Genomic DNA, 25795 nt, shown 5'->3' on the forward strand with positions numbered 1-25795 from the left:
CCCCGGCCCCGTGGCCGATCAGAGACCCGCGAGGGTCGTCATCATCGCGGCGATGGATCCGATGGGATAGGACTGGTTCCGGACCGTGACGGCCGCGCCCCAGCGCCCGGCCACGGCGAAGTCCGAGAAGTTCGCGGTGGAGAGGTAGTGGGGCGGGATGGTGCCGCCCAGGGCGCCGATGTACTGCACCAGGGCCATCCATTCCTTGAGTTCCACCAGGGGCGTCACGGGCCCGCCCGCGTTGATCCGGTAGTTCAGGGCCGCCGCGAGGTTCGCGGAGGAGACCGTGGTGGCGTCCCCCGCGGTCCCCTTGGCGTAGGCGGTGATGTCCACCCCGAACTTGGATTTCGCCGCGCCCATCATCAGCACGGCGTAGAGGTCACCGGCAACCCGGTACCGGGTGGCCGCGGCCAGGTCGAAGGCGGTGGGGCCCGTGCAGGTGGCGTCGGCGGCGGCGAAGGCCGAGATGGAACCGATGGCGCCGATGGCCATGTCGAAGATCTTCGTGTTGAGGGTGATGCCGCCCGTGGCGGCGTCGGCGGCGCCCTTGGCGGCCACGTCCCCGAGCACCTGGAGGTTCGTGGTGATCTGGGCCTGGGTGAGGGTCGCGGCGGGGTCGTTCAGGGCGGCCATGGCCGTGGCGTAGGCGTTGCCCCCGGCCATGGCGGTGAGGAGCGCGGTGGGATCGCCGGTGGCGCCCAGGGTGGCCAGGGCCTGGTAGGCGGTGCCCGCGGCGGGAACGGTGGCGGCCTTGGCCTGGACCACGGAGAGCACCGCGGCGGCGGTGGCGTACTTGAAGTAGAGGTAGGACCCGGGGCCGTCCAGGGCGTAGCCCAGGCCCGAGAGGTTCAGGTAGTAGTCCGAGGGGGTGAGGTTGCACTGGCTCAGGAGCTGGAGGGCGCATACCTTCCGGAGGTCCTCTGTGGTCAGGTAGATGGACATGAGGGGGTAGCCCACCGGGATGGCCTGGGTGGTGTCAGGCGAGATGCCCAGGGGCAGCACGTTGTACGCATTGGCGAAGGTGATGGGCCCGGCGGCCAGGTGGTCCCGGATGACGCCCGAAGCCACCACCCCGGCGGTGTAGGGGGTGGGGTCGTAGCCCCCGGCCTGGAGGGCCGCGACGGCCTCGGCCTGGGTCATGGAGTACTTCGTCATGGTTCCCGCGATGGCCGCGGAGATGATGGCGTTGGGAACGTTGCGCACCGAATCCGCGGCGAGGTCGCCCAGGCCGTTGGGGCAGCGCACGGGGTTCTGGTCGTTGGAGCGCATGTCCTGGGGGGTGGTGCCCACGACCTTGTAGATGCCCGTGGACAGGTCGGTGGGATTGAACACGTAGCCCGGCTGCGAGCCGAACAGAGTCGTGAACAGAGTGCCCAGCCCGTAGTTGAGCTGCGCGTCCGCCTGGGCCACGAAGACCGTCTGGGCGGGGTCGCGCACGGGGTCGACCGCCAGGGCCGTGAGGTTCGCGTCGGTCATGGCCTTGTTGGAGGCCGAGACGACGGTGGTGGTCCGGGAGGCGAAGTTGTAGGTGAGGTCGATGCGCGCCACGTTGGTGGAGTAGGCGCCGGCGCAGATGATCTGGGTGGTCCACGTCTTGCCCGCCACCACGGACTTCTGGGCGAAGCTGGCCTTGGCGTCCGGGAAGGCGTTATGGGTGTGGCCGGAGGCGATGACGTCGATGCCGGTGGTGTTCCTGGCCAGGTTCACGTCCTCGCCGGTGACGGCGTCGATGTTGGAGGAATCGGTCCCGGCATGGGAAAGGGCCACGACCACGTGGCAGCCCTGGGCGGTGCGCAGGTCGTCCACCAGGGCCTGCACGGAAGCGTAGTTCCGGCCGTAGTCGGTGAAGGTCACCGGAGCCGAGGCGGGGGCCGCGGCGGCCGCCTCGGTGCCCATGAGGCCGATGAAGCCGACCTTGAGCCCCGAGGAGTAGGTCTTGGTGTAGGTGGGGGTGATGGCCGTGCCCATGTAGGGGGCCAGGTCCTTGTTGCCGTTGAGCACGGTGTTGGAGGCGACGATGGGGGTGTGGTAGCCGAACTTCGCCTGGGACTGGGCGAGGGCGGTGGCCAGGCCCAGGGGGGTGTAGTCGAACTCGTGGTTGCCCAGCGTCACGCAGTCGTAGCGCAGCGTGTCGATGAAGAAGGTGGCCAGGGGCTGGGCGCCGAGGGTGAGGTCATACAGCGTGCCCATGCTCCAGTCGCCCGAGTCCACCAGCACCACGGAGGTGCCGGAGGGGGCCCCGGCCCTCACGGAATTCACGTAGCTCGCCACCCGCGCATACGAGCCCACGGGGCCCGGGCTGGTGGCGGACACGGGCCCCAGGCCGTTGGCATGGTCATGGACGTCCGTGGTCTGCAGGATGATGACCTTGGCATCCGCGGCCAGGGGCTCCGGCGGCGGCATCTTGTCGGGGGAGGAAAGCGAGCAGCCCACGAGCAGTACGGTGAGGATGCTCCCGGCGGCCAGCGAAATAGCATTCCTTGGCATGGATGGCTCCTGTCCGTTAGAAGTGGTAATCCACGCCGATGGCGAGGATGAAGTACGACTTGTTGTATTCCTTGGTCGGAGCGATGGTGACGCCCTGCGCGGCGTAGGAGGCCGCCAGCTGGCGGTCCCCGGCGTCCGCGTTGGTGTACTTGTTCTGGAAGGCCGTGTGGGCCAGGCCCACGTTGACCTTCATGCGCTTCGTGGCCGCGTACTGGAACCCGAGGCCCTCGGACATGTAGTTGGCGTGCGCCCCCGGAACGCTGATGTCCATGGTGGAGGCCGGGCGCTGGCCGATCTGGTTCAGGTTGATCCCGAAGCTCACCAGCCACCGGTCGTTGACCTGGTACTCGAAGGCCGCTGACTCCTCGTAGGTGTTCCGGTAGGCCTCCGAGGCCTTGACGCCGAACTGGGCGTTGTCGAGCATGCTGAAGTCCACGTTCTTTTCCAGGTAGGCGTTGGCGCCCATGGAGAGCCGCAGGGCCGGCGTCAGCTGGTAGCCGAAGCCCAGGCGCACCACCTGGGGCAGGTCCAGGTGGGCCTTTGCGCCGTCCTTGAAGAGGCCTCCGCCGTCCTTGCCGTCGTGCACGGTGGTCTTGAAGTTGAGCGAGGTGCCCATCTCGTACGTGAGGTTCACCACCGCCTTGTCGTTGGGATAGTAGTTGAGGCCGAATTCGGCCGAGAATCCCGTGGCCTTGTCCACCTTGTCGATGACCAGGCGGTTGTGCGTCCTCAGGTCGTGGTTGAACTGGTTGTAGGTGCAGTACCCGTCCACGCTGCCCACGGTGCCCTGCTGGGACGTCACGAAGCGCCCCGCCGCGGCCACCGAGAACCTCGGGTTGACCTGGATGGCGCCGCCGACCCGCACGGCGATGTAGGCAGAGGAGCCCTTCAGGTAGGAGTTGGACGGGAAATAGGTGGTTCCCAGGCCCGCCGCCAGACCCGCGGCCTGCGCCTGGGCGGGGGTGGCGCCGGCGGCGAGCGCCGCGGCGATGGCGTCGGCGCCGATGACCTGGGAGTACTCGGTCTGGCCGTAGCCCGCCAGCTGCTTGCCCATGAGGTCCAGGGTGGGCAGCCCGCCCTTCCATTCCCGGATGGCGGTGGCCCCGAGGGTCTCCACGCCCAGGAAGGCCGACCAGTCGTCCTTCCTGTAGGCCAGGTAGAAATTGGGGACGATGAGGACCGGGTTGTCGGACGTGTAGGTCTTGTCCCCCACCGCCGGGTTCCCGATGGTGCGCACCGTGGCCTTCTGGAAGATCATCTGGTCGCTGAAGTTGAAGGTCCAGCCCGCCTTGAGCCTGGGGGTCCCGGCCATGTTGTAGTAGACGATGTCCGCGTTGTCGATGGCGCTGTTCCGATCGAACATGCGGATGTATTCCGCGCTCTGGTTGCTGTTGTAGAAGATCCCGCCGGCCGCCGCCGGAGGCATCAGGCCGAGGATCAGCGAGGTAAAGAGCAGGCCTCTCTTCATGGGCAACCTCCTGGGGGGATCCGGATGGTCCGGGGAATGCAGTCTCAGGTCGGGGCAGCCCGAAGCCTGTCGATGGAAGGACATGGAAAAACGCGTGGTTGGGTGGATGCTAGTCCCGCCCGAACCGCCCGTCAAACCTTTGTTGGGGGAGGCTTTCTAAACCGAGGCATTTCAGCTTGACGCCGTCCGCCCGCAGCTTCCAGAATCCGGATGGACTCCAAACAGCGAGGCACCATGGCGACGCGCGATCCCGGATCCGCCTGGCAACCCTACTCCGCCTACCCAGGATCGGAAGCCGGGGTGCTGGTCTCCCACGGGTTCACTGGCGGCCCCGCCAGCGTGCTCCCCCTGGCCCGGCGCCTGGCCGAGGCCGGCTTCAACGTGGAGTGCCCCTGCCTCACGGGCCACGGCCCCCAGTGGCGAGAACTGGCCAAGGCCACGCGGGAGGACTGGCTCCGGGACCTGCGCGAGGCCCTTGGGCGCCTCAAGGCGCGCAGCCGCATCGTCTTCGTGGCGGGCCTCTCCATGGGGGGGACGCTGGCCCTGCGCCTGGCCCAGGGCGATCCCGAAATCCGCGGGGTCGCGGTGGTCAACCACGCGCTGGTCTTCGGCAACCCCCTGGTCCCTTTCGCCTTCCTGCTCAAGCACCTGGTGCGCTCCACCCCTTCCATCGCCTCGGACATCCTGGACGCCGGCATCAGCGAACCCGCCTGCGACCGCACCCCCACCGCCGGCGTGGAGCAGGTGTACCGCCTGGCCCGGGAGACCCGGGCCGACCTTCCCCGGCTCCGCCAGCCGTTGCTGGTCTTCAAGTCCCGGGAGGACCACGTCCTGCCGGCCCGCAACGCCCCCATCACGCTCCGGGAGGCGGGCTCGGCCCACAAGGAGCTGGTGTGGCTGGAACACTCCTACCACGTGGCCACCCTGGACCACGACCGGGAGTTCATCGCCGACAGATGCATCGCCTTCTTCACGCGCCTGACAAGGGAGGCCGAATGATCCGCGCCGCCGCCTTCGCCGTCCTCGCCCTCGCCCCGGCCCTGGCCGGCGTCACGGTGGGCCAGAAGCTCCCGGAGGCCCAGGTGGCCGACAAGGGCGTCATGAACCTGGACGGCAGGGCCATCTCCTACCGCCCGTGGAAGGCCTCGGCCGCCTTCGGCCGGGTCCTCACCATCTACCACCTCGCCGCCCGCATGGGCATCGACGACGTCAACAAGGCCTACATCGACGCCCTCATCGCCGCGCGGCTCCCCGAGACCCTCCCGGACAGCCCCTACAAGACCATCACCGTCCTGAACCTCGCCGAGGCCAACTGGGTCACCCACGGCATCGGAGTCAGCCGGCTCGAGAAGAACCAGCGGGAGACCCCCTACGCCCTCTTCGTGGCCGACGAGAAGGGCGCCGCCCGCGCCGCCTGGGGCCTCCGGCCGGGGCAGTCGGCGGTGATCGTGGTGGACCGGGACGGGACGGTGCTCTTCTTCAAGGAAGGCAGGCTCTCGCCGGAGGAGATCCGCACGGCTGTGGCGCTCATCCGGGCCCGGCTGGAGTAGGCCTCACCAGACCGAGAGGTGGATCTCCGCCACGCCCCGCATCCGGTCCAGGCGCACCGAGCGCCCCCCGGGGTCCCGCAGCCAGCCCGTGTACTCCCCGAAGAACTGCCGGAAATTCACCCTCAAGAAGGGCAGCCGGGTCCGCTCCCCCCGTTCCCCCAGGGGCCGGAACCGCAGCTCCACCTGGCCGTCCTCGGTGAAGATGCGCCAGTCCTCCCCCCGGGGGTCGGCGGGGTCGTAGTCGAAGATGACCTGGGCCAGGCGGGTCCGCCTGCCGTCCACCCAGAAGGCGTTCTCCGGGTAGAAGGACTCGTTCACCAGGGCGGCGAAGTTGGCCCCCACGGAGGTGCCGTCCGGGAGGATCCCCGCCAGGGCGGACCAGAGCCAGTTGCTGTGGCGGTTGAAGAACCCCGCGGACCAGTCGTACACGGCCGCGGCCCGGTCCAGGGGTCCCGCCCGTTCCACGCCGTCGAAGGTCACGGAAAGCGCCTCCGGCAGGAGGGGTGCGCACTTCTCGGTGAAGGTGAACCGGTTGGGATCTCCGCAGCTGGGGTTCACCACCCGCAGCGGCCGTTTCGCGAAACCGAAGGGAAAGCGCCCCTTCACCTCCAGGCGCCCGCCGAAGCTCGCCTCCACCTCCAGGAGCCCTTGGCCGTGGGACTTGGCCAGGCGGAGGCGGCAGGCGCGGCCCTGGTAGCGGATGGCGCCTTCGTCGGGGTCCAGGGGGAAGTCCAGGCGGCCCGGGAGGGTTTTCACGGAGCGCTCCCACAGCTCCCCGGTGCGGAAGTCGAAGAGGAATCCGAAGACGTTGGCCACGTACCCCAGGCGCACCGCGGCCAGGCCCGCGAGGCAGCCGTCCCCCAGGATGCCCAGGTAGCTGAAGGCCCCCAGGGCCATGCGCCGGCGAAGGGCGCCCGCCCTGCGCCCGAAGAAGGTACGCAGGGCGAATGCCTCGGGGTTGAAGCGCACGGGCCCGTCCAGGCAGCCGTAGCCGACCTTGCCGTTCTCCCCGATGAGCGTGTGCATGGTGGACCCTTTTCCCCCAGTCTACGCCCCGCCGGGGCAAACCCATTGACGGAATCCCGGAAGGGATTAACTTGTCTATACAACAGTTGTCCGTACAAGTTCCAGGGAGTCCACGGCCATGATCAGGAAGACCCTCGCCGCCACCATCCGGGACGCCCTGCGCGCCCGGATCGCCGACGGCGCCTGGGAGGACCGCCTGCCCTCGGAGCCCGAACTGGTGAAGCTCTTCGACGCGAGCCGGGAGACGGTGCGCAAGGCCCTGGGGATGCTGGAGGCCGAAGGCCTCATCTACCGCATGCACGGCAAGGGCACCTTCGTGGAGGCGCCCGTGAGCTTCAACCCGCTCTCGGGCACCCTTTCCATCACCGAGGAACTGGCCCGCACGCGCCACCCGGTGCGCAACTCGGTGCTGGAGGCGGCCTGGATCACCCCGGAGCGCATCTCGAGCCCGTTCCTCCGGGGCTTTTTCGAGGGGAACCCCCGGGTCTTCCAGGTCAAGCGCCTGCGCCTGGTGCGCAGCGACGTGCTGGCCGTGGAGACCTCTTACTTCCGGGAGGCGGACTTCCCCGGCATCGAGGGGGCGGACTTTTCCGGGTCCCTCCACAGCCTCATGGGCGGGCGCTTCGGCCTGGTCCCGGACCGGGTGCGCAACCGGTTCCATGCCCTGGACTTCCGCATCAAGGAGGAGCGCGAGGCCGCCCGGGCCCTGGGCAGCCGCCAGGCCATCCGGGTGGAGCGGGCCCTGGTGCTGAAGCGGGAGGTCTACTACGCGGTGAGCTTCACCCTCCGCACCGACCTCCATCCCCTGGAATTCATCCAATTGCCCGGCAGGACCGGGGAGGGGGTCCTGTGAGCCGGGCCGACGACTTCCACACCGCGGGCGCGGGGCTGGCCTGGTCCGCCCTGGAGCGCCCGGGCGCCCTGGACCGGGCCGCCACCCTGGACTTCGACCTGGTGATCGTGGGCGGCGGCATCACCGGGGCCGGCATCGCCCGGGAGGCCGCGCTGCGGGGGATCACCTTCCTCCTGGTGGACAAGGAGGACTTCGCCTTCGGCACCTCCTCCCGCTCCTCCAAGCTGGTGCACGGGGGCATGCGCTACCTGGCCCAGGGCGAGTGGAAGCTGGTGCGCGAGTCCACCACGGAGCGGAACTGGCTCCTCACGGCCCTGCCCAACCTGGTGCGCCCCCTGGGCTTCCACTACTGCGCCTACCTGGGAAGCAAGGACAGCCCGGGCCGGGTGAAGGCGGCGCTCCGCCTCTACGACCTGGTCTCCAACGCCTTCTCCCGCTACCGCATCCGCCGGCACCGCATCCTCACGCCGGCCCAGCTCAAGGCGCGCGAGCCCGGCGTGCGCACCGAGGGCATGGTCCTGGCGGGCCTCTACTACGACGCCAACGTGGACGACGCCCGGCTCGTGGTGGAGGTGCTCAAGGAAGCCCGGGACGCCAGCGGCGGGCGCTCCGTGGCCCTGAACTACGCCGAGGCCTCGGGCATCCTCGTGGAAGACGGCAAGGTGCGGGGCGTGGAGATCCGGGACCGGCTCTCGGACCGGGTCTTCACCGTGAAGGCGGGCTGCGTGGTCAACGCCACGGGCATCTGGACCGGGGAACTCGCGGGCCCGGAGATCCGGCCCACCAAGGGCGTGCATCTGGCCATCCCCAACGCCAGGCTGGGCAACCGGGAGGCCTTCATCCTCCGCTCCCTGGACGACGGGCGGAACTTCTTCGTGCTGCGCCGGGGCGGCATCAGTCTCATCGGCACCACCGACACGGATTACCAGGGCAGCCTGGACGCGCCCTTCTGCACGAAGGAGGACGCGGACTACCTCCTGCGCACCGTCAACATCCGCTTCCCCGGCGCCGGCATCACCTACGACGACATCCTCTCCACCTACGCCGGCATCCGGCCCCTGGTGAAGGACGGGGGCGGCGACGCCTCGGCCGTGTCCCGCCGGCACGTCATCCGGGACCCGGGCACCGGGGTGGTGGCCATCGCAGGGGGCAAGCTCACGACCTTCCGGCTCATGGGCTGGGACGTGCTGAGCCATTGCTCGCGCAACGGCTACCTGCGCCCCCTCCGGGGCCGGGAGAAGGGCCGGCACTTCAGCCGCCGGCCCCTGAAGGCCGGCGTCACCTGGGAGGCCTTCGGGAAGGCGTTGGCCGGCCTGGGCCTTGCGGGCCTCGTCCCCGAGGACACCCTGCGCCACCTCCACCAGCAGTACGGCCACGGGGCGGTCGCCATCCTGGCCGAGGTGAAGGCGGACCCCCCTTCCGGGCTGCCGCTGCTGGAGGGCCACCCCTTCTGCGCGGCCGAACTCCGCCACATCCTGGACTTCGAGAACGCCCCCACCCTCATGGACCTGATGCTTCGCCGCACCGAGATGCAGCTCACGGTCTCCCACCGCCTCCAGGAGACGCTGGCCTCCAGGGTTGCGGCGGTGGCGGCGGGCTACTACGGTTGGGACGGGGCGCGCACCCAGCGGGAGATCGCCGCCTACCTGGACTACATCCGCAAGACGATTTTCTTCTAGCAGGAAGCCCATGGACGACACGCTTCTGGCCCTGGATTGCGGAACGCAGAGCCTGCGGGCCATGCTTTTCGCCAAGGACGGCACCCTCCTGCGCAAGGTAAAGATCGACTACGAGCCCTACCAGAGCCCCCGCCCGGGCTGGGCGGAGCAGGACGCCGAGCTCTACTGGAAGAGCCTGTGCAAGGCCGTGGGCACCCTCAAGCTGGAAGCCCGGGAGGCCTTCGACGCGGTTCGCGGGGTGGGGGTCACCACCCAGCGGGACACCCTGGTGTTCCTGGACCGGGAGGGCGTACCCCTGCGCCCGGCCATCACCTGGCTGGACACCCGCAAGGCCCGCGCCGTGTACCGCCCCGTCTGGTTCAAGCGCCTGGCCTTCTGGGCCGTGGGCATGCTGGAGGCCGTCCAGAAGACCCAGAAGGAATGCCGGGCCAGCTGGGTGCGCCAGGAGCAGCCCGAAATCTGGGCCTGCACCACCAAGGTGCTCCAGGTCTCGGGCTTCCTCAACCACCGGCTCACCGGGGCCTACCGGGACTCCGTGGCCAGCCAGATCGGACACATCCCCTTCAACTACAAAAAGATGCGCTGGGCCCGGAAGGGCGAGCTGCCCGCCCTCCTCTTTCCCATCGACCGCGCCCTGCTCCCGGAGCTGGTGCCCGCGGGGTCCATCCTGGGCACCGTCACGGCCGAGGCCGCGCGGGCCACGGGCCTTCCCGAGGGCCTTCCCGTCGTGGCCTGCGCCTCGGACAAGGGCGCCGAAACCGTGGGCATCGGCTGCGTGGCGGAGGGGATGGCCAGCCTCTCGCTGGGCACCACCGCCACGGTGCAGGCCACGTCCCCGCGGTACTTCGAGCCGGTGGCCTTCATGCCCCCCTACCCCGCCGCCGTGGCCGGCCACCACAACCCCGAGGTGGAGATCTTCCGGGGCTACTGGATGATCTCCTGGTTCAAGCGCGAGCTCGCACCGGTGGAGGTGAGCGAGGCTGCCGAGGCCGGCGTGGCGCCCGAAGAGATCCTCGACCGGTTCCTGCGGGAGGTGCCCGCGGGGTCCATGGGGCTGATCACCCTGCCCCACTGGGGCCCCAGCCTCAAGCTGCCCGGCACCAAGGGCGCCATGGTGGGCTTCGGCGACGTGCACACCCGGGGCTACATCTACCGCTCCTTCCTCGAGGGCCTGGCCTTCGGCCTGCGGGAGGGCCTGGAGCGCATCGAGAAGGCCGGAGGCAGGCGGATCACCCGCATCGGCATCTCGGGCGGGGCCACCCAGTCCCGGGAGATCTGCCAGCTCACCGCCGACATCCTCGGCCGCGAGCTCACCTCGGGCGAGACCTTCGAGACCGCGGGCCTGGGCGCCGCAGCCATCACCGCCGTGGGCGTGGGCCTCCACCCGGACCTGCCGGGGGCGGTGGCGGCCATGGTCCGCCACGGCCGCGTCTACCGCCCCCGGCCCGCGGAGGCCGAGCTCTACGACCGGCTCTACCGCCGGGTCTACCGCAGGCTCTACGCCCGGCTCAAGCCCCTGTACCAGGAGATCCGGTCCATCGTGAACTACCCCGCGAAGGCCTCCGATGAAGACTGACCCCCAGCCCCCCTGGATCCACGAAGCGCCCCCCCCGGGCTCCTGGCGCTCCCTTTTCAAGTGGGGCGCTCCGGGCGAGTTCAAGCATCCCAACCCCAGGCTCCTGGACCTGATGAAGGCGTCCTTCGCCATGGAGGACGCCGATTTCCGGGCGCCGGTGCGCACCGGGACGGGGCCGGTGGAGGTGGACCTCCCCTGCGGCCTCCCGGCCGGGGACCTGGCGTCCTTCCGGTCCCTCCTGGGCGAGGGCGGCGTCGCCACGGACGGCCTCTCCCGGCTCAGGGCCGCCACCGGCAAGACCATGCTCGACCTCATGCGCCTGCGGGAGGGCCTCGCCGAGAACCTTCCCGACGCCGTGCTCTTCCCCCGCAACCGTCACGAGGTGGCGCACATCGTGGCGATGTGCGCGGACCGGGGCATCGCCCTCACGGCCCGGGGCGGCGGATCGTCGGTGACCCGGGGCCTGGAGTGCCCCCGGGGCGGGGTCTCCCTGGACCTCACCCGCCACATGCACAAGGTCGTCGCCTTCAGCGAGGCCAATCAGACCATCACCGTCGAGGCGGGGATGTACGGCCCCGAGCTGGAGATGCTCCTGAACCGCGCGCCGGGGTTCTTCGGCGCCTCCCGGCCCTACACCTGCGGCCACTTTCCCCAATCCTTCGAGTTCTCCACGGTGGGCGGCTGGGCGGTGACCCGGGGCGCCGGGCAGAACTCCACCTACTACGGCAAGATCGAGGACCTGGTGCTGGCCCAGGAGTGCGTGACCCCCGCGGGCGTCCTGCGCACCGCCAGCCATCCCGCGGCGGCCACCGGTCCGGACCTGGACCAGCTGCTCCTGGGCAGCGAGGGCGTCTTCGGCATCGTCACGGAGGTGACCCTCCGCGTCTTCCGGCACCTGCCCGAAAACCGCCTGCGCTTCGGCTACATGTTCCCCGACTGGCCCGGCGCGTGCCGCGCCGCGCGGGAGATCCTCCAGGGCGAGGCCGGGTTCCCCTCCGTCTTCCGCCTTTCGGATCCGGAGGAGACGGACGTGGCCCTCAAGCTCTACGGCGTGGAGCGCCCCGCCACCGAGGCGCTGCTGGGCCTCTGGGGCCTGCGTCCGGGGCGGCGCTGCCTCCTGCTGGGCACCGCTGACGGCGAGAAGGGCTACGCCCGGAACGTCCGCAGGGCGGTGGGCCGCATCGCCAGGGGCTTCGGCGCCCTGCCCACCACGGGCCTGGTGACCCGGGCCTGGGAGCACGGACGGTTCCGGGACCCCTACCTGCGGGACGACCTGCAGGACTTCGGCATCCTCACCGACACCCTGGAGTGCTCGGTGACCTGGGACGGCCTGGAGCGGGTGCACCGGGAGGTGCGCGCCTTCTGCAAGGCCCGGCCCGGGACCGTGTGCATGACGCACATGTCCCACTGCTACCCCCAGGGCGCCAACCTCTACTTCATCTTCATCACCCGCATGGACGCCATCCCGGACTACCTGGCCTACCAGGCCGGCATCCTGGACACCATCCGCGCCCAGGGCGCGGCGCTCAGCCACCACCACGGCATCGGGCGCATGACCGCGCCCTGGCTGGAGGGCCAGCTGGGCCCGGCGCACATGGACCTGCTGCGCGCCGTCAAGCGCCACTGCGACCCCGGCGGCATCCTGAACCCCGGAGGCACCCTGGGCCTGGACCTGCCAGAGGCGCGGCGGCGGTAGCTAGACCTTCTGGTCCTTCCGGTCCCGCCCCAGCAGGCCCTGGGCGCGCAGGACGGAACGGATCTGTCCCTCCGAGAAGGGCTTGTCCAGGAATCCGCCCACCCCCAGTTCCCGGAAGGCCTCCTGGTCCTTGTCCTCCAGGCGGCCGCTGGAGACGATGATGGGCAGGGAGGGCAGGAGCCGCCTCAGGGAGCGCACGAAGTCCAGGCCGTCCAGGGCGGGCATGTGCAGGTCGGTGATCACGCCCTGGAGGCACGTTCGGTTGTCCTCGGCACGCATGAGGCCGTCCACGCCGTCCACGGCCGTCACCACCACGAAGCCCATGCGCCGGAGCACGATGCCCGCCATGGTGAGCACCCCGGGCTCGTCATCCACCACCAGGAGGGTGCGCCCCTCCCCGGAAAGCTCGTCCCCGGGCGCGGGAGCCCGCCATTCGGAGAAGCCGGGGCGGGCCAGGGGGAGGTGGATCCGGAAGGTGGAGCCCAGGCCCGGTTCGGTCCTCACCTGGAGGAAGCCCTCGTGGCCCTTGAGGATGGCCACCACCGTGGAAAGCCCCAGGCCCGTGCCCTGGTCGAGGGGCTTGGTGGAGAAGAAGGGGTCGAAGATCCTGGAGAGGATCTCGGGGGGGATGCCGGTGCCGGTGTCCTCCACGTCCACCACGAGGAAGGTGCCCGGCCGGGAGGCGGGAAGGGCGTCCGCCACCGGGCCGGTGACCTCCGCCACCCGGGCCTGGAGGGTCAGCCTTCCCCCGTTGGGCATGGCGTCCCGGGCGTTGACGCAGAGGTTCAGGAGCACCTGGTTGACCTGGGTGACGTCCCCCCACACCGGAGGCAGGTCCTCCGGGCCGTTCACCGCCACCTGCACGTTCTTGGGAAAGGTGCTCCGGAGGAGGTTGGCGAGCTCCGAGAGGAGCGGATGCGTCAGGATGGGTTCCTTGGCCCCCTCGGTCCCCTTGGCGAAGGCCAGAAGCTGGCGCACCAGCGCGGCGCCGCGCTTCGCGCTGGCCTCCAGGAGGTCCACGATCCCGGGCGGGGCGTCGGGATACTGCTCCCTCAGGGCCTCCACGCCCATGAGGATGGGGGTGAGGGCGTTGTTCAGGTCGTGGGCCACGCCGCCGGCCAGGGTCCCCAGCGCCTCGATGCGCTGGGACCGGTGGGCCGCGCGATCCTGGATCTGGCGCTCCGTGATGTCCCGGGCGACGTAGATGAAGCGCGGCTCGCCCCTGGCGGGGGCGATGTACTGGACGTTGATCTCCACGGGGATCTCGCGCCCCTCCCGGTGCCGGTGGGTGGTGGTGAGCTGGCGGGACTGGGCTTCGCCCGCCGCCAACTGGCCCAGGGCCGCCTTGAAGTCCGCGACCTCGCCCTGGGGCAGGAGGTCCGGGGCGCTCCTGCCCAGCAGCTCGGCCCGGGTGTACCCCGTCTGGCGCACGGCCCCTTCGTTGACGTAGGTGAACCTGAGGCTGCCCGGCTCGAAGACGAAGGCGCCGTCCTCCGTGGCGTCCAGGGTCGCCAGCGCCTGGCGCACCTCGGCGGTGCGGGCCTCGACGCGGCGCTCCAGGTCCGAATTGAGGGAGCGCAGGAGATGCTCGCTCTCCACCAGGGCCCCTTGGCTCAGGCGCAGGGCCGCCTCGGCGTCCTTGAGGGCGGTGACGTCCCGGGCGGTGGCGTACATGAAGCCGTCGGGCTCGGGCACCGAGCGCCAGGAAAGCCACCGCCAGGAGCCGTCCTTGTGGCGGTAGCGGTTCTCGAAGGTGTGCACCTTCTCCCCGCGGCGCACCTGGCGTTCCACCTCCCGCAGGGTCGAGGCGAGGTCGTCGGGGTGCACGAAGTCCAGGTAGGGCCGGGTCAGCAGCTCTTCCAGGTTCCAGCCCAGGGTCTCCGTGAAGGCGGGGCTGAGGCGCTTGAAGTAGCCGTCGGCGTGGGAGATGCAAAGCATGTCCAGGGACAGGGAGAAGAAGCGCTCCCGCTCGGCCTCGGCCCCCCTCTGGCGATGCCGGCTGCGTCCCGAGGCCTCCGACAGATAGGCCAGGACGGCGGTGACCATGACGAAGAGCCCCATGCCCAGGAACCCCGGGGCGTCCCGGACCAGCACCAGTCCCCCCAGGCGGGGCAATCCCCACAGGACCGCGGCGCAGGAGAGGGCCGTGGCGGCGAGGCCCGCCCGCATTCCCCCGTACAGGGCCGCGACGATGACCGCGGGATAGAACGTCAGCCAGGCGAGACGCTCCCCCAGTGCGGGCAGGAGCCAGATCCGGACCAGGGCGGCGAGGATCACCAGACCCGCCCCGAGGCCGTACGGCATCCATTTCCAGCGTGGCGACAGCAGCGATACCATCGATTTTTCCTATCTCGCCCCCATGTGCGATAGGGCCGGAAGGGTCCTCCAGGCCAGGGATTCTACTCCTGAACGACCCTGCGTCCCAATTTCATTTCGCACCCGCCCGCCCAGGCTCCCGGACCGTTCCGGCCGGCGGGTGGGGCCGTGCCCCCACTTGGTCCTGGACGGGTCCCCCGCCGTTCCGGTACGGTTAGCTATCTTTTCACGAGGTATACCCATGCGATGGACTCCGCTGCTCCTCAGCCTCTGCCTCGCGGGCACCGCCTTCGCCGCGGACCGGGTCACCGGGCGCGCCTTCGCCACCCGGTCGGAGGTGGCGGCCCGGCACGGCATGGCCTGCACCAGCCAGCCCCTGGTGACCCAGATCGCCCTGGACATCCTCAAGGCGGGGGGCTCGGCGGTGGACGCGGCCATCGCCGCCGACGCGGCCCTGGGGCTCATGGAGCCCACGGGCGCCGGCATGGGCGGGGATCTCTACGCCCTGGTGTGGGACGCCCGGAGCCGCAGGCTCCACGGGCTGAACGCCAGCGGCCGCTCACCCCGGTCGCTCACCCTGGAGCACTTCCAGAAGCTGGGCCTCAAGCACATCCCCCCCACGGGACCCCTGCCGGTCTCGGTGCCCGGGGCGGTGGACGGCTGGTTCATGCTCCACGGCCGCTTCGGCAAGCTGCCCATGAAGACCGTCCTCGCCCCGGCGATCCGCTACGCCGAGGAGGGCTTCCCCGTGTCCGAGCTCATCGCCTACTACATGGGGCGCAGCATGAACTCCCTGGGCCGGTTCCCGGGCTTCCGGGAGACCTTCTCGGTGGACGGCCAGCGGGCCCCCGTTTCCGGCGAGATCTTCCGGAACCCGCGGCTGGCCCGGACCCTGGCCGAGGTGGCCGAGGGCGGACGGGACGCCTTCTACAAGGGCGCCATCGCCCGGAAGATCGACGCCTACATGAAGGCCCAGGGCGGCTTCCTGGGCTACGAGGACCTGGCCTCCCACCACGGGGACTGGCTGGACCCCGTGAGCGTCAACTACCGGGGCTACGACGTGTGGGAACTGCCCGGCAACGGCCAGGGCATCGCCGCGCTCCAGATGCTGAACATCCTGGAAGGCTACGATTTCTCGAAGATCCCCTTCGGAAGCCCCCGGCACCTGCACCTGGTGGCCGAGGCCAAGAAGCTGGTCTTCGAGGACCGGGCCCGGTACTACGCCGACCCCGACTTCGTGAAGGTGCCGGTGCGGGGCCTTCTCTCCAAGGACTACGCCGCGCAGCGCCGGGCCCTCATCCGGGAGGACCGGGCCTCCCGGCGCCTGGAGGCCGGCAACCCCGCCCTGAAGGACGGCGACACCGTCTACCTCACCGTGGCCGACGCCGAAGGCAACATGGTGAGCCTCATCCAGAGCAACTACCGGGGCATGGGCAGCGGCATGACGCCCGGGGACCTGGGCTTCTGCCTGCAGGACCGCGGGGAGCTCTTCAGCCTCGAACCCGGCCAGGCCAACACCTACGCCCCCGGCAAGCGCCCCTTCCACACCATCATCCCGGCCTTCGTCACCAAGGGCGGCGAGCCCTTCCTGAGCTTCGGCGTCATGGGCGGCGAGTTCCAGCCCCAGGGCCACGTGCAGATCGTCATGAACATCGTGGACTTCGGCATGGGCGTCCAGGAGGCGGGTGACGCCCCCCGCTGGGCCCATGAGGGTTCCCCCGAGCCCACGGGCGAGAAGGGCCATCTGCCCGGCACCGTGCAGCTGGAGAGCGGCTTCCCCCTGGAGACCGTGCGCCAGCTCATGGACATGGGCCACGGCGTGGCCTGGATGCTGGGGGGCTACGGCGGCTACCAGGGCATCCGGCGGGACCCCGCGAGCAAGGTGTACTTCGGAGCCAGCGAAAGCCGGAAGGATGGGCAGGCCTCGGGCTATTGAGGGCCCGGCGGACTGGCGTCAAGGGCCGATCCGGCGCACTATGGGTACTTCGCTCGACGCGCTTCGGATGGGGAACCCATGCCCTTGAGACCCTGGTTTCTGGCAGGTCTGGCCCTGGGGCCGGTGGCGCTGCGCGCCCAGGCGCCTTCGCCGGCCCCCTACTTCCTGCTCACCCAGCAGGCCCGCACGGCCTTCACGGTGGAGGGCGCGGGGGCCCGGGCGATGGGCATGGGCGGCGCCTTCACGGCCGTCGCGGACGACGCCACGGCCGTGTCCTACAACCCCGCGGGGCTGGCCCAGCTGGTGCGGCCCGAGGTCTCGGCCGTGGCGCAGGGCTTCAGCCGGAACCTTGATTTCAAGGGCTTCACGGGCAGCGTGGCCGGGGTGAAGACGGCCTTCGAGGACACCTACAACAAGGACCGGGACCTGGCCCTGAGCTTCGCGTCGGCGGCGGTGCCCTGGAAGGTGGGGGGACACAACTTTGTGCTTCTGCTCAGCTACCAGAAGGTTTTCGATTTCACCTACCACAGCGACGTGGCCTACCTGGCTTCCACCAACGGCGGGACCACGTCCCAGGCCATCGGCCAAACCGTGGGCCAGACCGGAGGCGTGGCCCAGTATTCCCTGGCCCTGGGCGCCGAGGTCTCCAGCCGGATTCTCCTGGGCGTGGCCGTGAACCGCTGGGTGGGCCGTTCGGGCTTCACCTCCTTCTCCCAGCGCACCACGACGGGGGTCGCCCCCGTCTTCGATTCGAACCTGTCCCAGCAGAGCACCTTCCAGGGACTCAACGCCACCCTGGGCCTGGTCTGGCGCTCGGAATGGCTGAACCTGGGCTTCACCTACCGCACCCCCTTCCGGGCCACGTACGTGTTCACGAACACCTACACCTACCTGGACAACGCCGTGGGGATCCCCGCCACGGAGACCGGCGGCGCCACCTCCACGGCCATCGACTGGCCCGAGACGCTCACCTGGGGCCTGGGCCTCCACCTGGGATCCCGCACCCTGGTCACCGCGGACTGGAGCCTCACCCCCTGGTCCAGGGCCCGGTTCCACGGAGGCGCCCTGGACGGCCTCAACTGGTTCGACCTCCAGGCCCGTTCCCAGACACCCAAGGCCACCGACGCCAAGCTGGGGGTGGAATGGCTGGCCGTGGTCCGGCCCGGGCTGGTGGTTCCCCTGCGGGCCGGCGCCTTCCGGCAGCCCCAGCCCCTGGTGGACCCCCTCACGGGCGCCCAGCGCATCCTGCAAGGCTGGACCGTGGGGGTGGGCGTCAAGCTGCGGAACCTCACCTTCGACATGGCCCTCAAGGCCACCCACGACCACCGGTTCATCTCCCGGTACAACACCGACGCGCCCATCGGCGGCATCGCCTCCACGGCCTACGGCATGGAGCGCCTGGAGGAATACCGCCTCTACCTTTCGTGCATCTACCAGTTCGAGACCGGGCCCGTGCACCGCGCCCTCGCGTGGATCTTCGGATGACCTGGGCAATGGCGTCCGGATGGCCCGCGGTCCTCGTCGCCCTCGCGGCCCCCGGCTGGTTCACGTTCCACACCGCGTACCAGGACGGCCTCGACGCCCTGCGCCGGGGCGACGCCGCACTGGCCTCCCGGGCCTTCGCCCGGGCCATCGAACTGGAGCCCACACCCGGCCGCCAGGTGAAGACCTACGGCCTGAATTTCCTCCCTACCTATCACCCCTACCTCCGCCAGGCGGAAGCCCTCCTGGCGCTGGGCGACCTTGCCGGGGCGGAACGCGCCCTCCAGACCTCCGAACGCCTGGGCCTCGAGCCCGCGCCTGAGCGGGATGCCCTGAAGAAGCGGCTCCGTCTGGCCTCGCAGAAGCCGGCGCCCGCCGTGGCGTCCCCCGCCCCGGACCCGGTCCAGGCCCCGGCGGCCGCGCCCCAGCAGGTCCCCGCCCGCGCCCCCGGGACGCCCATCCAGGAGCCCGCCTCCGGCACGACCCGGGAAACCGCCCCCCCTCCCGCCGGGCTTCGCGATCCCGGGCCGGCGCCGGTCCGCCCCGCGCCGTCGGTCCCTGTGGAAAGCGCGGCGCCCCCCGCGGCCCAGCCGGCCCCGTCGCCGGCGCAGGCCGCGCCCGAGGCGCCCGGCAGATCCTGGGGCCCGGGAATCGCGATCCTGGGGGCGGGCACCGCCGGTCTGGCCCTGGTCCTGCGCAGGCGCACTGGCCGCAACCGTCCCGCCGCGGACGCCGGGGCCCCGCCCACCACCATTGCGGATCCCAACCTCCTGCGCGCCTTCGGGCCCTACCAGCCCCTGCGCCTCCTGGGCGACGGCGGCTGTGCCTCGGCCTACCTCGCCGTCCACCGCGACACGGGCGCCCAGGTGGCCCTCAAGGTGCCCCACCGCCACCTCACGCAGGACCCCGGCTTTCGCGCCCGGTTCCGGAGGGAGGCCGCCCTGGGAGGGCGGCTCGACCACCCCCACATCGTCCCCATCCTCACCCCCGAGCCCTCCGAGGAGGACCCCTGGATTGCCATGACCTTCATCGAGGGCACCACCCTCGAGGCCTTCCTGGGCGACCGCAAGCCCCTCCCGGTGCCGTGGGCGGCGGCCATCGCCACCCACGTGGCCGAGGCCATCGCCCACGCCCATGCGAAGCAGGTCGTCCACCGCGATCTCAAGCCCGCCAACATCATGCTCAACGACGCAGGGGCATGGGTCATGGACTTCGGCGTGGCCCGGGTCCTGGACGGCACCGCCACCTCCTCGACCATGTTCATCGGCACGCCGTCGTACGCGGCGCCGGAATGCCTCGTGAACCCCCAGGTGGGACCCGAGGCGGACGCCTACGCCCTGGGTCTCATCATCTTCGAGATGCTCACGGGGGAGCAGGGCTTCGGCGGGACCTCCGCATTCCAGATCCTGGAGGCCCACCGGACCCGGCCCCTTCCCCGGGTGCGGAGCCTCCGCCCCGAGGCCCCCGAGGCCCTGTGCGACCTGGTCGACCGGCTCTGCCGCAAGGCGCCCGGCGAACGTCCCGGGGATGCGGAGATCCTGGAGATCCTGAGCGGCCTGGCGCCTATCGCATCATGGCCACCGCCCGCTGGAGTTCCTCCGGCGTGAAGGCGGCGAAGGCCATCCGGGTGGCGGCGAGGTCGGTTCCCGCGAGGCTGTAGTGGCGGCCGCGCCGGAGCTTGAGTCCCTGGGCCTGGCAGCCCTTCACCCAGGCGCCGAACGCCTCGGGGTCCCCCAGCGGCCCGCGGCCCCGGAGCCAGAGGGCCATGGCCCCGCCCGCCCACGCCAGGCGGTCCCCCATGGCATGGGTCAGGGCGTCCTGGACCGCTTCGGCCCGTTCGAGGCAGGCCTTGCGGGCGCGGAGGATCTGGCGTTCCATTTCGCCGTCCAGGAACAATTCGGCCAGGGCCCATTCGGTGGCCGGATCCCCCTGCCAGTCGAGCCGCTGCCGGGCGCGGGCCAGGGGGGCCGCCATGGCCTCGGGCACCACCAGGTAGGCCACGCCCAGCGCCGGCGCGAAGATCCGGCTCAGGCTCCCGAAGTGGAGGACCTGCCCGGGATCCAGCGCGGCCAGGGGCTCCGGGGCGTCCAGGTGCTCACCCTCGGGATCCAGTTCGAGGATGGGGAACCGGCCCCGGCGGGAGAGGTCCAGGATCGCGGCCCGGCGGGAATCCGCGAGGCGCGCCCCGGTGGGGAAGTGGCTCCCGGGCGTGAGGACCAGGAGCTTCGGGGGATCCTCCCGCAGGAGGGCTTCCAGGGGCTCCACCCGGAGGCCTTCGCCATCCACGGGGAGCCCCCGCACCTGGGCCGTGCAGGCCTGGCGCAGCGTCTCCCACAGGGCCGGGTCGCCCGGGTCCTCCACGGCGACGGTGCCGCCCCGGCCGCCCACCAGGGCCTGGGCCACGAGCGTGACGGCCATGGATGAGCTGCGGAGGACAAGGATCCTTCCCGGATCCGCCGGAAGGGCCCTCCGGGCGCCCAGGTGCACCGCGAGCACCTCCCGGAGCCGCAGGAGGCCCATGGGATCCCGGGACCCCATGAGCTGGGGCCCCTTCAGGCGCAACCCACGCTGGTAGGCCCGTCCCAGTTCCATGAACGGGGCGAGACGGGCGTCGGCGCAGGTTTCGCACAGGTCCATCACCACCCCGGCGGGGCTGGTCACCGGCAGGAGATGGTCCGGCAGGTCGAACCCGGGCGCGCCGCCGGCGCCCGCGGCGGCTTCGTGCCTTTCCACCGGGAGCGAGGCGGCGACGAAGAACCCGGCCCGCTCCTGGGAGGTGAGCCATCCCTGGGCCTGGAGCTCCCGCAGCCCGGCCAGGATGGTGTTGACGGTCACCCCCAGCCGGGAGGCCAGCTCCCGCACCCCTGGAAGGGCCATGCCCGGCCGGAGGCGGCCCCGGGCGACGGCCCTGACCACGGCCGCCGCCACCTGCAGATAGAGGGGGGTGCGGGCCTGGGGATCCAGTCGAAGTTCCAGGTCGTTTCCCTTTGCCACGCCGCCCCCGGTTGCTGCCCGATCCCGATCAATAGGAATGATAGACGCACTGGAACACCGCGCGCGCCTTGAGATGGCCGTTGGCCTGGGGGATCCCGAAGACCTGGATCGCGGCTCCCTGCGTGAGCGCCGTGGAGGGATCCGCCGGGGTGAGCGCGGGATACGGGCTTCCCGCATACCAGTCCGCCGCGGGCAGGCTGAGCCGGTAGCACGGCGTCGAGGCATCCATGTCCACGGTGACGGTGGCGGTCCCTCCGGGCAGGGACAGCCCGAAGCCCGAGGCCGCGAAGGGCTCGGCCACGGTGCCGGCGGGCAGGTCCAGGGTCTCCAGCACCGCCCACTGGGCGCTCCACCCCGAGGGATTCGCGCCGTTGCCCCAGGCGGCGTGGACCGCGGCCGTGGCCGGAAGGGCGCCCACGGTGCCGCCGAAGTCCACCTTGGCGCCGGCGGCCGCGGTGAAGGAGGACACGCCGGAATGGATCTTCTCCGGGCTGCCGGCCTCCCACCAGGTGAAGCCCAGGAGCGGGGCGCCGGAAGCGTCGTTCCCGTTGGGGGTGGAGGTTCCGACGAAGGGCAGGACCGTGTCCAGCGCCCCGGCGTCCGTGCCCGAAGGGAAGGACAGGCTCACCTGGTTCCCGTCCACGGCCGTGACGCTGCCCCTGAAATCCGGGGAGACGATGTCCACCGCGAGGAGGGTGACGGGGCCGCGGGTGGCGGGGAAATGGAACATCGGGACGGCCGTGAAGCCCATACCGAGGTTGCCCGCGGCCAGGAGGCCCGGACCCGCCTCCAGGGCCGGCGCGGTGAAGAGGGTGTTCTCGGTGGTGAAGCCGGAGGCCCCGCAGACGAAGCCCGTGAAGCCGTCCCCGTCGAAGGCGGCCAGCCCCAGCGCGGGATTGACCCGCACCACGCGTCCCTGGATCTGGGTGTCGAGGTACCTCCCCGTGCCGGCCCAGATGCGGGAGGCCAGCAGCGTCCCGTCCTTCCGGAGGGTTCCGCTGACGCTCACCAGCCTTCCGGGCAGGGCATCCCCCACCGCCGAAAGGTCCTTGATCAGCTGCCGGGTCCCGGCGTCCACGTCGAAGAACCAGGTTCCGGCCGAAGCGTCCACGGACACGCCCACCCGCTGGGGCAGGAATCCCGAGGGAAAGATTCCCGCCCGGAAGGTGGGCGAGAGCTGGAAGGACTTCCCGGAGGGGTCGGTCTTGTAGGCCGCGCCCCGCAGGGGCAGGAGGGCCATCCCCGCCGGATCCGCGACCACCCGCTGGCGCAGGACCCCGCCCAGGTCCATCGTCCAGAGGACGGCATTCATCGTGGGCACCGCGACCCCGGTGAGGAAGCCCGGGCGCCGGGTGTCCCATTCCAGGGCCAGCACGGCGTTCCCGTCCGCGGCGACCTGCAGGGGAGCCGCGAACGGCACCTGCAGGGCCAGGGTGGACCCGACGCCGGCCCCGGCGACCACGAGCTGCGTGACCCCGGTCTGCGGGGCCTGCGGGAACCCCGGCGATGGCGTGGAGGAGGCGGTCAGCGCCACGTCCCTGCTCGCCGATCCCAGGGTGACGGTGGCGGCCGTGTAGGTGCCCACCGGCGCCGCCAGGCTTCCGATCAGCTGCGTGGCCCGGCCCAGGAGCGCGAGGTTGACCGGGAGCGGCCCGGCCTGGGGCGCGACAAGGGCCACGGGAGCGCCGCCGTCCTGGGGCGTCAGGGTCACCCCGACGACCTTGACGTCGATTTCAGCCCAGTCCTCGGTTCCGGTGCTGGTCATGCACACCGAGACCAGCCCGGTGGTGGGCGGAAGGGTGTGGGTGCCCTGGGAGGAGGAGGAGGTGCACCCCAGCACGAGGGGGACGAGGGCCAGCAGGAGAAGACCTTTGTTGTTCGCCATGGGAACTCCGGTTCAACGAGGCATGAGGCAGATCGAGGTGGCCCAGGTCGGGTTGGCTCCGTCCAGAAGCGGGATTTGCGAACCGTTCTTCCAGAGCACCGCGGTGTCGTCCATGTTGCCGATCACGTAGAGGTCGGTGCCGTAGGGGGCGATGCCGCAGGCCTGGGCGCTCAGCCCCTGGGACACCGGCAGGGTTGTCTGGGTGCCATTCTTCCAGTAGACCGGCACATGGGTCCGGCCGACCTGCACGTATCCCGCGGCGTAGACGTCGGGTCCCGCCACGGCGAGGGCCAGCGCAACGCCCGGGTGGACGCCGTCGGTAAGCGCGACCGGTTCGCCGTTCCTCCACAGGGTGGCCACATGGGCGCCGGCGGCGGTCACGGTGTAGCCCGCCGCCAGCACATCGCCCGTGTCCATGACGGCCACCGCCGCGACCCCGCCGGCGGCCGTATCCGAGCCCAGGCCGAAGGCCACGCCGTTCTTCCAGTACCGGGCGCCCCCTTCCCATCCGGCCACGAAGACGTTCGATCCCTTCACGCAGATTCCGCTGGCCGTGGAGAAGACCGAACCCCCACCAAGGGCGGACCCCGAGCCGTTCTTCCAGTGAACCGCGAGGTTTCTCGTGGCGTCGGTGCCCACGGTCCCGCAGATGTGGATGTCGGCCCCCACCACGGCGATGCCGGTCAGGATTCCGGTGTAGGGATAGGAGGACGCCGGCAGGGACGGCGGAAGGGGAACCTCGGTCAGCGTGCCGTTCGTCCAAAGGACCCCGGGCTCCGGATGGCCGGAATGGCCCCCCACCGCATAGACGTCCGTGCCCGAGACGGCCAGGGCGGTGACGACGGAATTGACTCCGGCCTCGTTCTCGAGATAGACCGCCTTCCCGTCCTTCCAGTAGAGGGCTTGCCTGTGGTCCCCCAGGGTGACGCTGCCCCCCACCAGGACCGAGACGGGCGCCTGGGGGAGCACGGCCCGGTCATTGCTCCCGCCGCCGCCCGCGCAGCCCAGGGCCAGGGCGGCAAGACAGGGCAGCAGGGTCCGGACGATGGGGACGGGATTCATGGGGCCTCCGGGATATGGACCAGTCTGGCTCCCCCGCCCCGGAGGGGACAGGTACAACCCCTGGATCCCGAAGGGTACAGGCCCCTACGGTTCCGCCGGCGGCGGGGGCAGGGTCGCCTTCGTGAAGAACGGCAGCCGCTCCGGGCGCTGCGCCAGGTGGATGGCCACCGAGGCCAGCACGGCGGCGGTGCGCTTGACGTCCTCGGGCGGGACCCGGTCGAGGGTGTCGATGGCGGTGTGCCAGGTGTACTCGAAGTACTCCAGCCCGTCCTGCACCACGCCGATGGCGGGCAGGCCCGAGGCGGTGAACGAGCTCATGTCGGTGGACGGGCCCGTGAGCGCCTTGGGGGGACGGTTGCGGGTGGCCGAAGCGCCCCGCACGCCCAGGTCCTGGAAGGGCGCCAGCAGCTCGCGCAGCACCTGCGAGCCCTGGGCCGGTCCGAACATCGTGAGCCCCCGCACCTGCCCGGCGCCGCCGTCCATGTTGACGTAGGCCACCAGCTCGCCGAACCCGGGCTTCGGGGTTTCCGCGGAGCCGTAGTGGGCCTCCACGTACGCCTTGGAGCCCAGGAGGCCATGCTCCTCCCCGTCCCACAGCGCGAAGCGGATGGTGCGGGCGGGACGGACCCCCAGGGCCTTGATGATCCTCGCCACCTCCATCATCACCGCGGCGCTGGCGCCATTGTCCGTGGCGCCGGTGGCGGTGTGCCAGGCGTCCAGGTGCGCCCCCAGCAGGATCACCTCGCCGGGCCGGGACGCTCCGGGGATCTCGGCGATGACGTTGTGGCCACGCGCGTCCTTGAAGGTCCGGTTCTCGATGTCCAGGGCCAGTTCCACCCTGGAGCCGTCGGCCAGGACCCGGCACATGCGCCCGTAGTCCTCGTGGCGCATGACGAGGGTGGGCACGGCCTTGGCGGTGTCGTAGGCCCGGTTCTGGAAGGCCCGCACCTGGCCGTTGCGCAGGCCGGCATCGTTCACCCGGGCCAGGGCCCCGGATGCCACCAGGAAGGCGTCCAGTTGGGCCTCGGCTTCCCGGGGCGGCAGCGCCCCGGCCCGGCGGGGAGCCTGGGTACGGGGCCCCGGTTCCGGCGCCGCGGGATCGAAACGCCGGGCCAGGGCCTCATCCGCCAGCCGCGGCGGCCGCGGGGAGGGGTTCAGGGCCGGCACCGCCTTGGGCGCTCCCACGAGCACCACGCGCCCGCGCACCGCCCTGCGCTCGACCTCGAACAGGGCCGTGAGTTCGGCCTGGGTGGGCTCCTCGGGGACCTTCAGAAGGTACGCGCCGCCCCGGACCACGCCCCGGGTGGAAGGGGTCCAGCCCACCACCTCCACGCCCAGGTGGGCCTTGTAGGGCGCCTCCACGTGGGCCGAGCAGCGCTCGTTGGCCCAGCCCGGATGGCCGAAGGTCCAGGACTCCAGCCGGGCCTCCAGACCCCATTCCCGGAACCGGTCCACCGTCCAGTCCGCGGCCGCCTTGTACGTGGGCGACCCCGTGAGCCGGGGGCTGAAGACGTCGGTGATGGGATGGAGCGTCGCCAGGATCTGGGACCGCTCCAGCGCCTCCGCGCGGATGCGGGCGTTCAGGACGGCGTCCACCGGCTCCTGGGCCAGGCCCGGCGCCAGCAGGGCGAAGAGGGGGAAGAGGCCCAGAGGATTCATTCAGATCTCCATCGTTATACGATGGTAAGCCCGCGGGGGCCACCCCCGCGACCGGAATCTGACGGGGGCGCCGGAACCTGCGGCGCACCTGGGCGCATGGGTCAGCACCGGGGAGCCGCGGGCTTC

General features: G+C 71.0%; 17 protein-coding genes. 9 read left to right on the plus strand and 8 right to left on the minus strand.

What is annotated here, in order from left to right; all coding sequences use genetic code 11:
- Positions 1 to 18: 18 nt before the first annotated feature.
- Positions 19 to 2487 (minus strand): bifunctional metallophosphatase/5'-nucleotidase, encoded by a 2469-nt coding sequence (locus tag ACZ5LB_RS12680; protein WP_464602590.1) that lies wholly within the window; start codon positions 2485 to 2487, stop codon positions 19 to 21.
- Positions 2488 to 2503: 16 nt separating this feature from the next.
- Positions 2504 to 3955 carry an OmpP1/FadL family transporter gene (locus ACZ5LB_RS12685; RefSeq protein WP_464602591.1) on the minus strand — a complete coding sequence of 484 codons (1452 nt, stop codon included), beginning with the start codon at positions 3953 to 3955 and terminating at the stop codon, positions 2504 to 2506.
- 234 nt (positions 3956 to 4189) lie between these two features.
- Here ACZ5LB_RS12685 and ACZ5LB_RS12690 point away from each other — a divergent pair, with 234 nt between their 5' ends.
- Positions 4190 to 4954 carry an alpha/beta hydrolase gene (locus tag ACZ5LB_RS12690; protein ID WP_464602592.1) on the plus strand — a complete coding sequence of 255 codons (765 nt, stop codon included), beginning with the start codon at positions 4190 to 4192 and terminating at the stop codon, positions 4952 to 4954.
- Complete coding sequence (locus ACZ5LB_RS12695) at positions 4951 to 5505, plus strand: YtfJ family protein (protein WP_464602593.1); 555 nt, start codon at positions 4951 to 4953, stop codon at positions 5503 to 5505. The genes ACZ5LB_RS12690 and ACZ5LB_RS12695 overlap by 4 nt, the downstream gene beginning before the upstream one ends.
- Positions 5506 to 5508: 3 nt before the next feature.
- On the opposite strand, the gene ACZ5LB_RS12700 is transcribed toward ACZ5LB_RS12695, so the two are convergent.
- Positions 5509 to 6531, minus strand: a complete 1023-nt coding sequence (locus ACZ5LB_RS12700) for a DUF2804 domain-containing protein (RefSeq protein WP_464602594.1) — start codon at positions 6529 to 6531, stop codon at positions 5509 to 5511.
- Positions 6532 to 6649: 118 nt separating this feature from the next.
- Here ACZ5LB_RS12700 and ACZ5LB_RS12705 point away from each other — a divergent pair, with 118 nt between their 5' ends.
- From ACZ5LB_RS12705 to ACZ5LB_RS12720, 4 genes are read left to right on the plus strand one after another with little or no spacing between them, the layout of a single operon-like run.
- On the plus strand, positions 6650 to 7384 hold the full coding sequence (locus tag ACZ5LB_RS12705; protein WP_464602595.1) for a GntR family transcriptional regulator: 735 nt from the start codon (positions 6650 to 6652) through the stop codon (positions 7382 to 7384).
- Positions 7381 to 9063 (plus strand): glycerol-3-phosphate dehydrogenase/oxidase, encoded by a 1683-nt coding sequence (locus tag ACZ5LB_RS12710; protein ID WP_464602596.1) that lies wholly within the window; start codon positions 7381 to 7383, stop codon positions 9061 to 9063. The genes ACZ5LB_RS12705 and ACZ5LB_RS12710 overlap by 4 nt, the downstream gene beginning before the upstream one ends.
- 10 nt (positions 9064 to 9073) lie before the next feature.
- Positions 9074 to 10639: an FGGY-family carbohydrate kinase gene (locus ACZ5LB_RS12715; protein ID WP_464602597.1), complete on the plus strand. Its 1566-nt coding sequence runs from the start codon at positions 9074 to 9076 to the stop codon at positions 10637 to 10639.
- Positions 10629 to 12335 carry an FAD-binding oxidoreductase gene (locus ACZ5LB_RS12720; protein ID WP_464602598.1) on the plus strand — a complete coding sequence of 569 codons (1707 nt, stop codon included), beginning with the start codon at positions 10629 to 10631 and terminating at the stop codon, positions 12333 to 12335. The genes ACZ5LB_RS12715 and ACZ5LB_RS12720 overlap by 11 nt, the downstream gene beginning before the upstream one ends.
- Here ACZ5LB_RS12720 and ACZ5LB_RS12725 read toward each other — a convergent pair whose 3' ends face one another.
- On the minus strand, positions 12336 to 14672 hold the full coding sequence (locus tag ACZ5LB_RS12725; protein WP_464602599.1) for a PAS domain S-box protein: 2337 nt from the start codon (positions 14670 to 14672) through the stop codon (positions 12336 to 12338).
- Between the two features lie 220 nt (positions 14673 to 14892).
- Between ACZ5LB_RS12725 and ggt the strand changes: the two genes are divergently transcribed.
- From ggt to ACZ5LB_RS12740, 3 genes are all read left to right on the plus strand, one after another.
- Positions 14893 to 16587 carry a gamma-glutamyltransferase gene (gene ggt / locus ACZ5LB_RS12730; RefSeq protein ID WP_464602600.1) on the plus strand — a complete coding sequence of 565 codons (1695 nt, stop codon included), beginning with the start codon at positions 14893 to 14895 and terminating at the stop codon, positions 16585 to 16587.
- An 84-nt stretch (positions 16588 to 16671) separates the two neighbouring features.
- Positions 16672 to 18072 (plus strand): OmpP1/FadL family transporter, encoded by a 1401-nt coding sequence (locus ACZ5LB_RS12735; protein ID WP_464602601.1) that lies wholly within the window; start codon positions 16672 to 16674, stop codon positions 18070 to 18072.
- Positions 18069 to 19676, plus strand: a complete 1608-nt coding sequence (locus tag ACZ5LB_RS12740; protein WP_464602602.1) for a serine/threonine-protein kinase — start codon at positions 18069 to 18071, stop codon at positions 19674 to 19676. Before ACZ5LB_RS12735 ends, ACZ5LB_RS12740 begins: the two co-directional genes overlap by 4 nt.
- Here the strand turns inward: ACZ5LB_RS12740 and ACZ5LB_RS12745 are convergent.
- The 4 genes from ACZ5LB_RS12745 to ACZ5LB_RS12760 all read right to left on the minus strand — a co-directional run bounded on the left by ACZ5LB_RS12745 (position 19633) and on the right by ACZ5LB_RS12760 (position 25669).
- Positions 19633 to 21063, minus strand: a complete 1431-nt coding sequence (locus ACZ5LB_RS12745) for an aminotransferase-like domain-containing protein (RefSeq protein ID WP_464602603.1) — start codon at positions 21061 to 21063, stop codon at positions 19633 to 19635. The two genes, ACZ5LB_RS12740 and ACZ5LB_RS12745, sit on opposite strands and share 44 nt — an antisense overlap.
- 28 nt (positions 21064 to 21091) lie before the next feature.
- Positions 21092 to 22948, minus strand: coding sequence for a DUF5666 domain-containing protein (locus ACZ5LB_RS12750; protein ID WP_464602604.1), 1857 nt, complete (start codon positions 22946 to 22948; stop codon positions 21092 to 21094).
- A 12-nt stretch (positions 22949 to 22960) separates the two neighbouring features.
- Positions 22961 to 24010 carry a hypothetical protein gene (locus ACZ5LB_RS12755; protein WP_464602605.1) on the minus strand — a complete coding sequence of 350 codons (1050 nt, stop codon included), beginning with the start codon at positions 24008 to 24010 and terminating at the stop codon, positions 22961 to 22963.
- A gap of 84 nt (positions 24011 to 24094) precedes the next feature.
- Positions 24095 to 25669: a M20/M25/M40 family metallo-hydrolase gene (locus tag ACZ5LB_RS12760; protein ID WP_464602606.1), complete on the minus strand. Its 1575-nt coding sequence runs from the start codon at positions 25667 to 25669 to the stop codon at positions 24095 to 24097.
- Between the last annotated feature and the right edge of the window lie 126 nt (positions 25670 to 25795).

This window comes from Mesoterricola sp. MK458 (assembly GCF_055384935.1).

Bases quoted from the DNA above. Each gene is read 5' to 3' on its own strand.
- ACZ5LB_RS12680 (WP_464602590.1), bottom strand. From the start codon at position 2,487: ATGCCAAGGAATGCTATTTCGCTGGCCGCCGGGAGCATCCTCACCGTA.
- ACZ5LB_RS12685 (WP_464602591.1), bottom strand. From the start codon at position 3,955: ATGAAGAGAGGCCTGCTCTTTACCTCGCTGATCCTCGGCCTGATGCCT.
- ACZ5LB_RS12690 (WP_464602592.1), top strand. From the start codon at position 4,190: ATGGCGACGCGCGATCCCGGATCCGCCTGGCAACCCTACTCCGCCTAC.
- ACZ5LB_RS12695 (WP_464602593.1), top strand. From the start codon at position 4,951: ATGATCCGCGCCGCCGCCTTCGCCGTCCTCGCCCTCGCCCCGGCCCTG.
- ACZ5LB_RS12700 (WP_464602594.1), bottom strand. From the start codon at position 6,531: ATGCACACGCTCATCGGGGAGAACGGCAAGGTCGGCTACGGCTGCCTG.
- ACZ5LB_RS12705 (WP_464602595.1), top strand. From the start codon at position 6,650: ATGATCAGGAAGACCCTCGCCGCCACCATCCGGGACGCCCTGCGCGCC.
- ACZ5LB_RS12715 (WP_464602597.1), top strand. From the start codon at position 9,074: ATGGACGACACGCTTCTGGCCCTGGATTGCGGAACGCAGAGCCTGCGG.
- ACZ5LB_RS12720 (WP_464602598.1), top strand. From the start codon at position 10,629: ATGAAGACTGACCCCCAGCCCCCCTGGATCCACGAAGCGCCCCCCCCG.
- ACZ5LB_RS12725 (WP_464602599.1), bottom strand. From the start codon at position 14,672: ATGGTATCGCTGCTGTCGCCACGCTGGAAATGGATGCCGTACGGCCTC.
- ggt (WP_464602600.1), top strand. From the start codon at position 14,893: ATGCGATGGACTCCGCTGCTCCTCAGCCTCTGCCTCGCGGGCACCGCC.
- ACZ5LB_RS12740 (WP_464602602.1), top strand. From the start codon at position 18,069: ATGACCTGGGCAATGGCGTCCGGATGGCCCGCGGTCCTCGTCGCCCTC.
- ACZ5LB_RS12750 (WP_464602604.1), bottom strand. From the start codon at position 22,948: ATGGCGAACAACAAAGGTCTTCTCCTGCTGGCCCTCGTCCCCCTCGTG.
- ACZ5LB_RS12755 (WP_464602605.1), bottom strand. From the start codon at position 24,010: ATGAATCCCGTCCCCATCGTCCGGACCCTGCTGCCCTGTCTTGCCGCC.
- ACZ5LB_RS12760 (WP_464602606.1), bottom strand. From the start codon at position 25,669: ATGAATCCTCTGGGCCTCTTCCCCCTCTTCGCCCTGCTGGCGCCGGGC.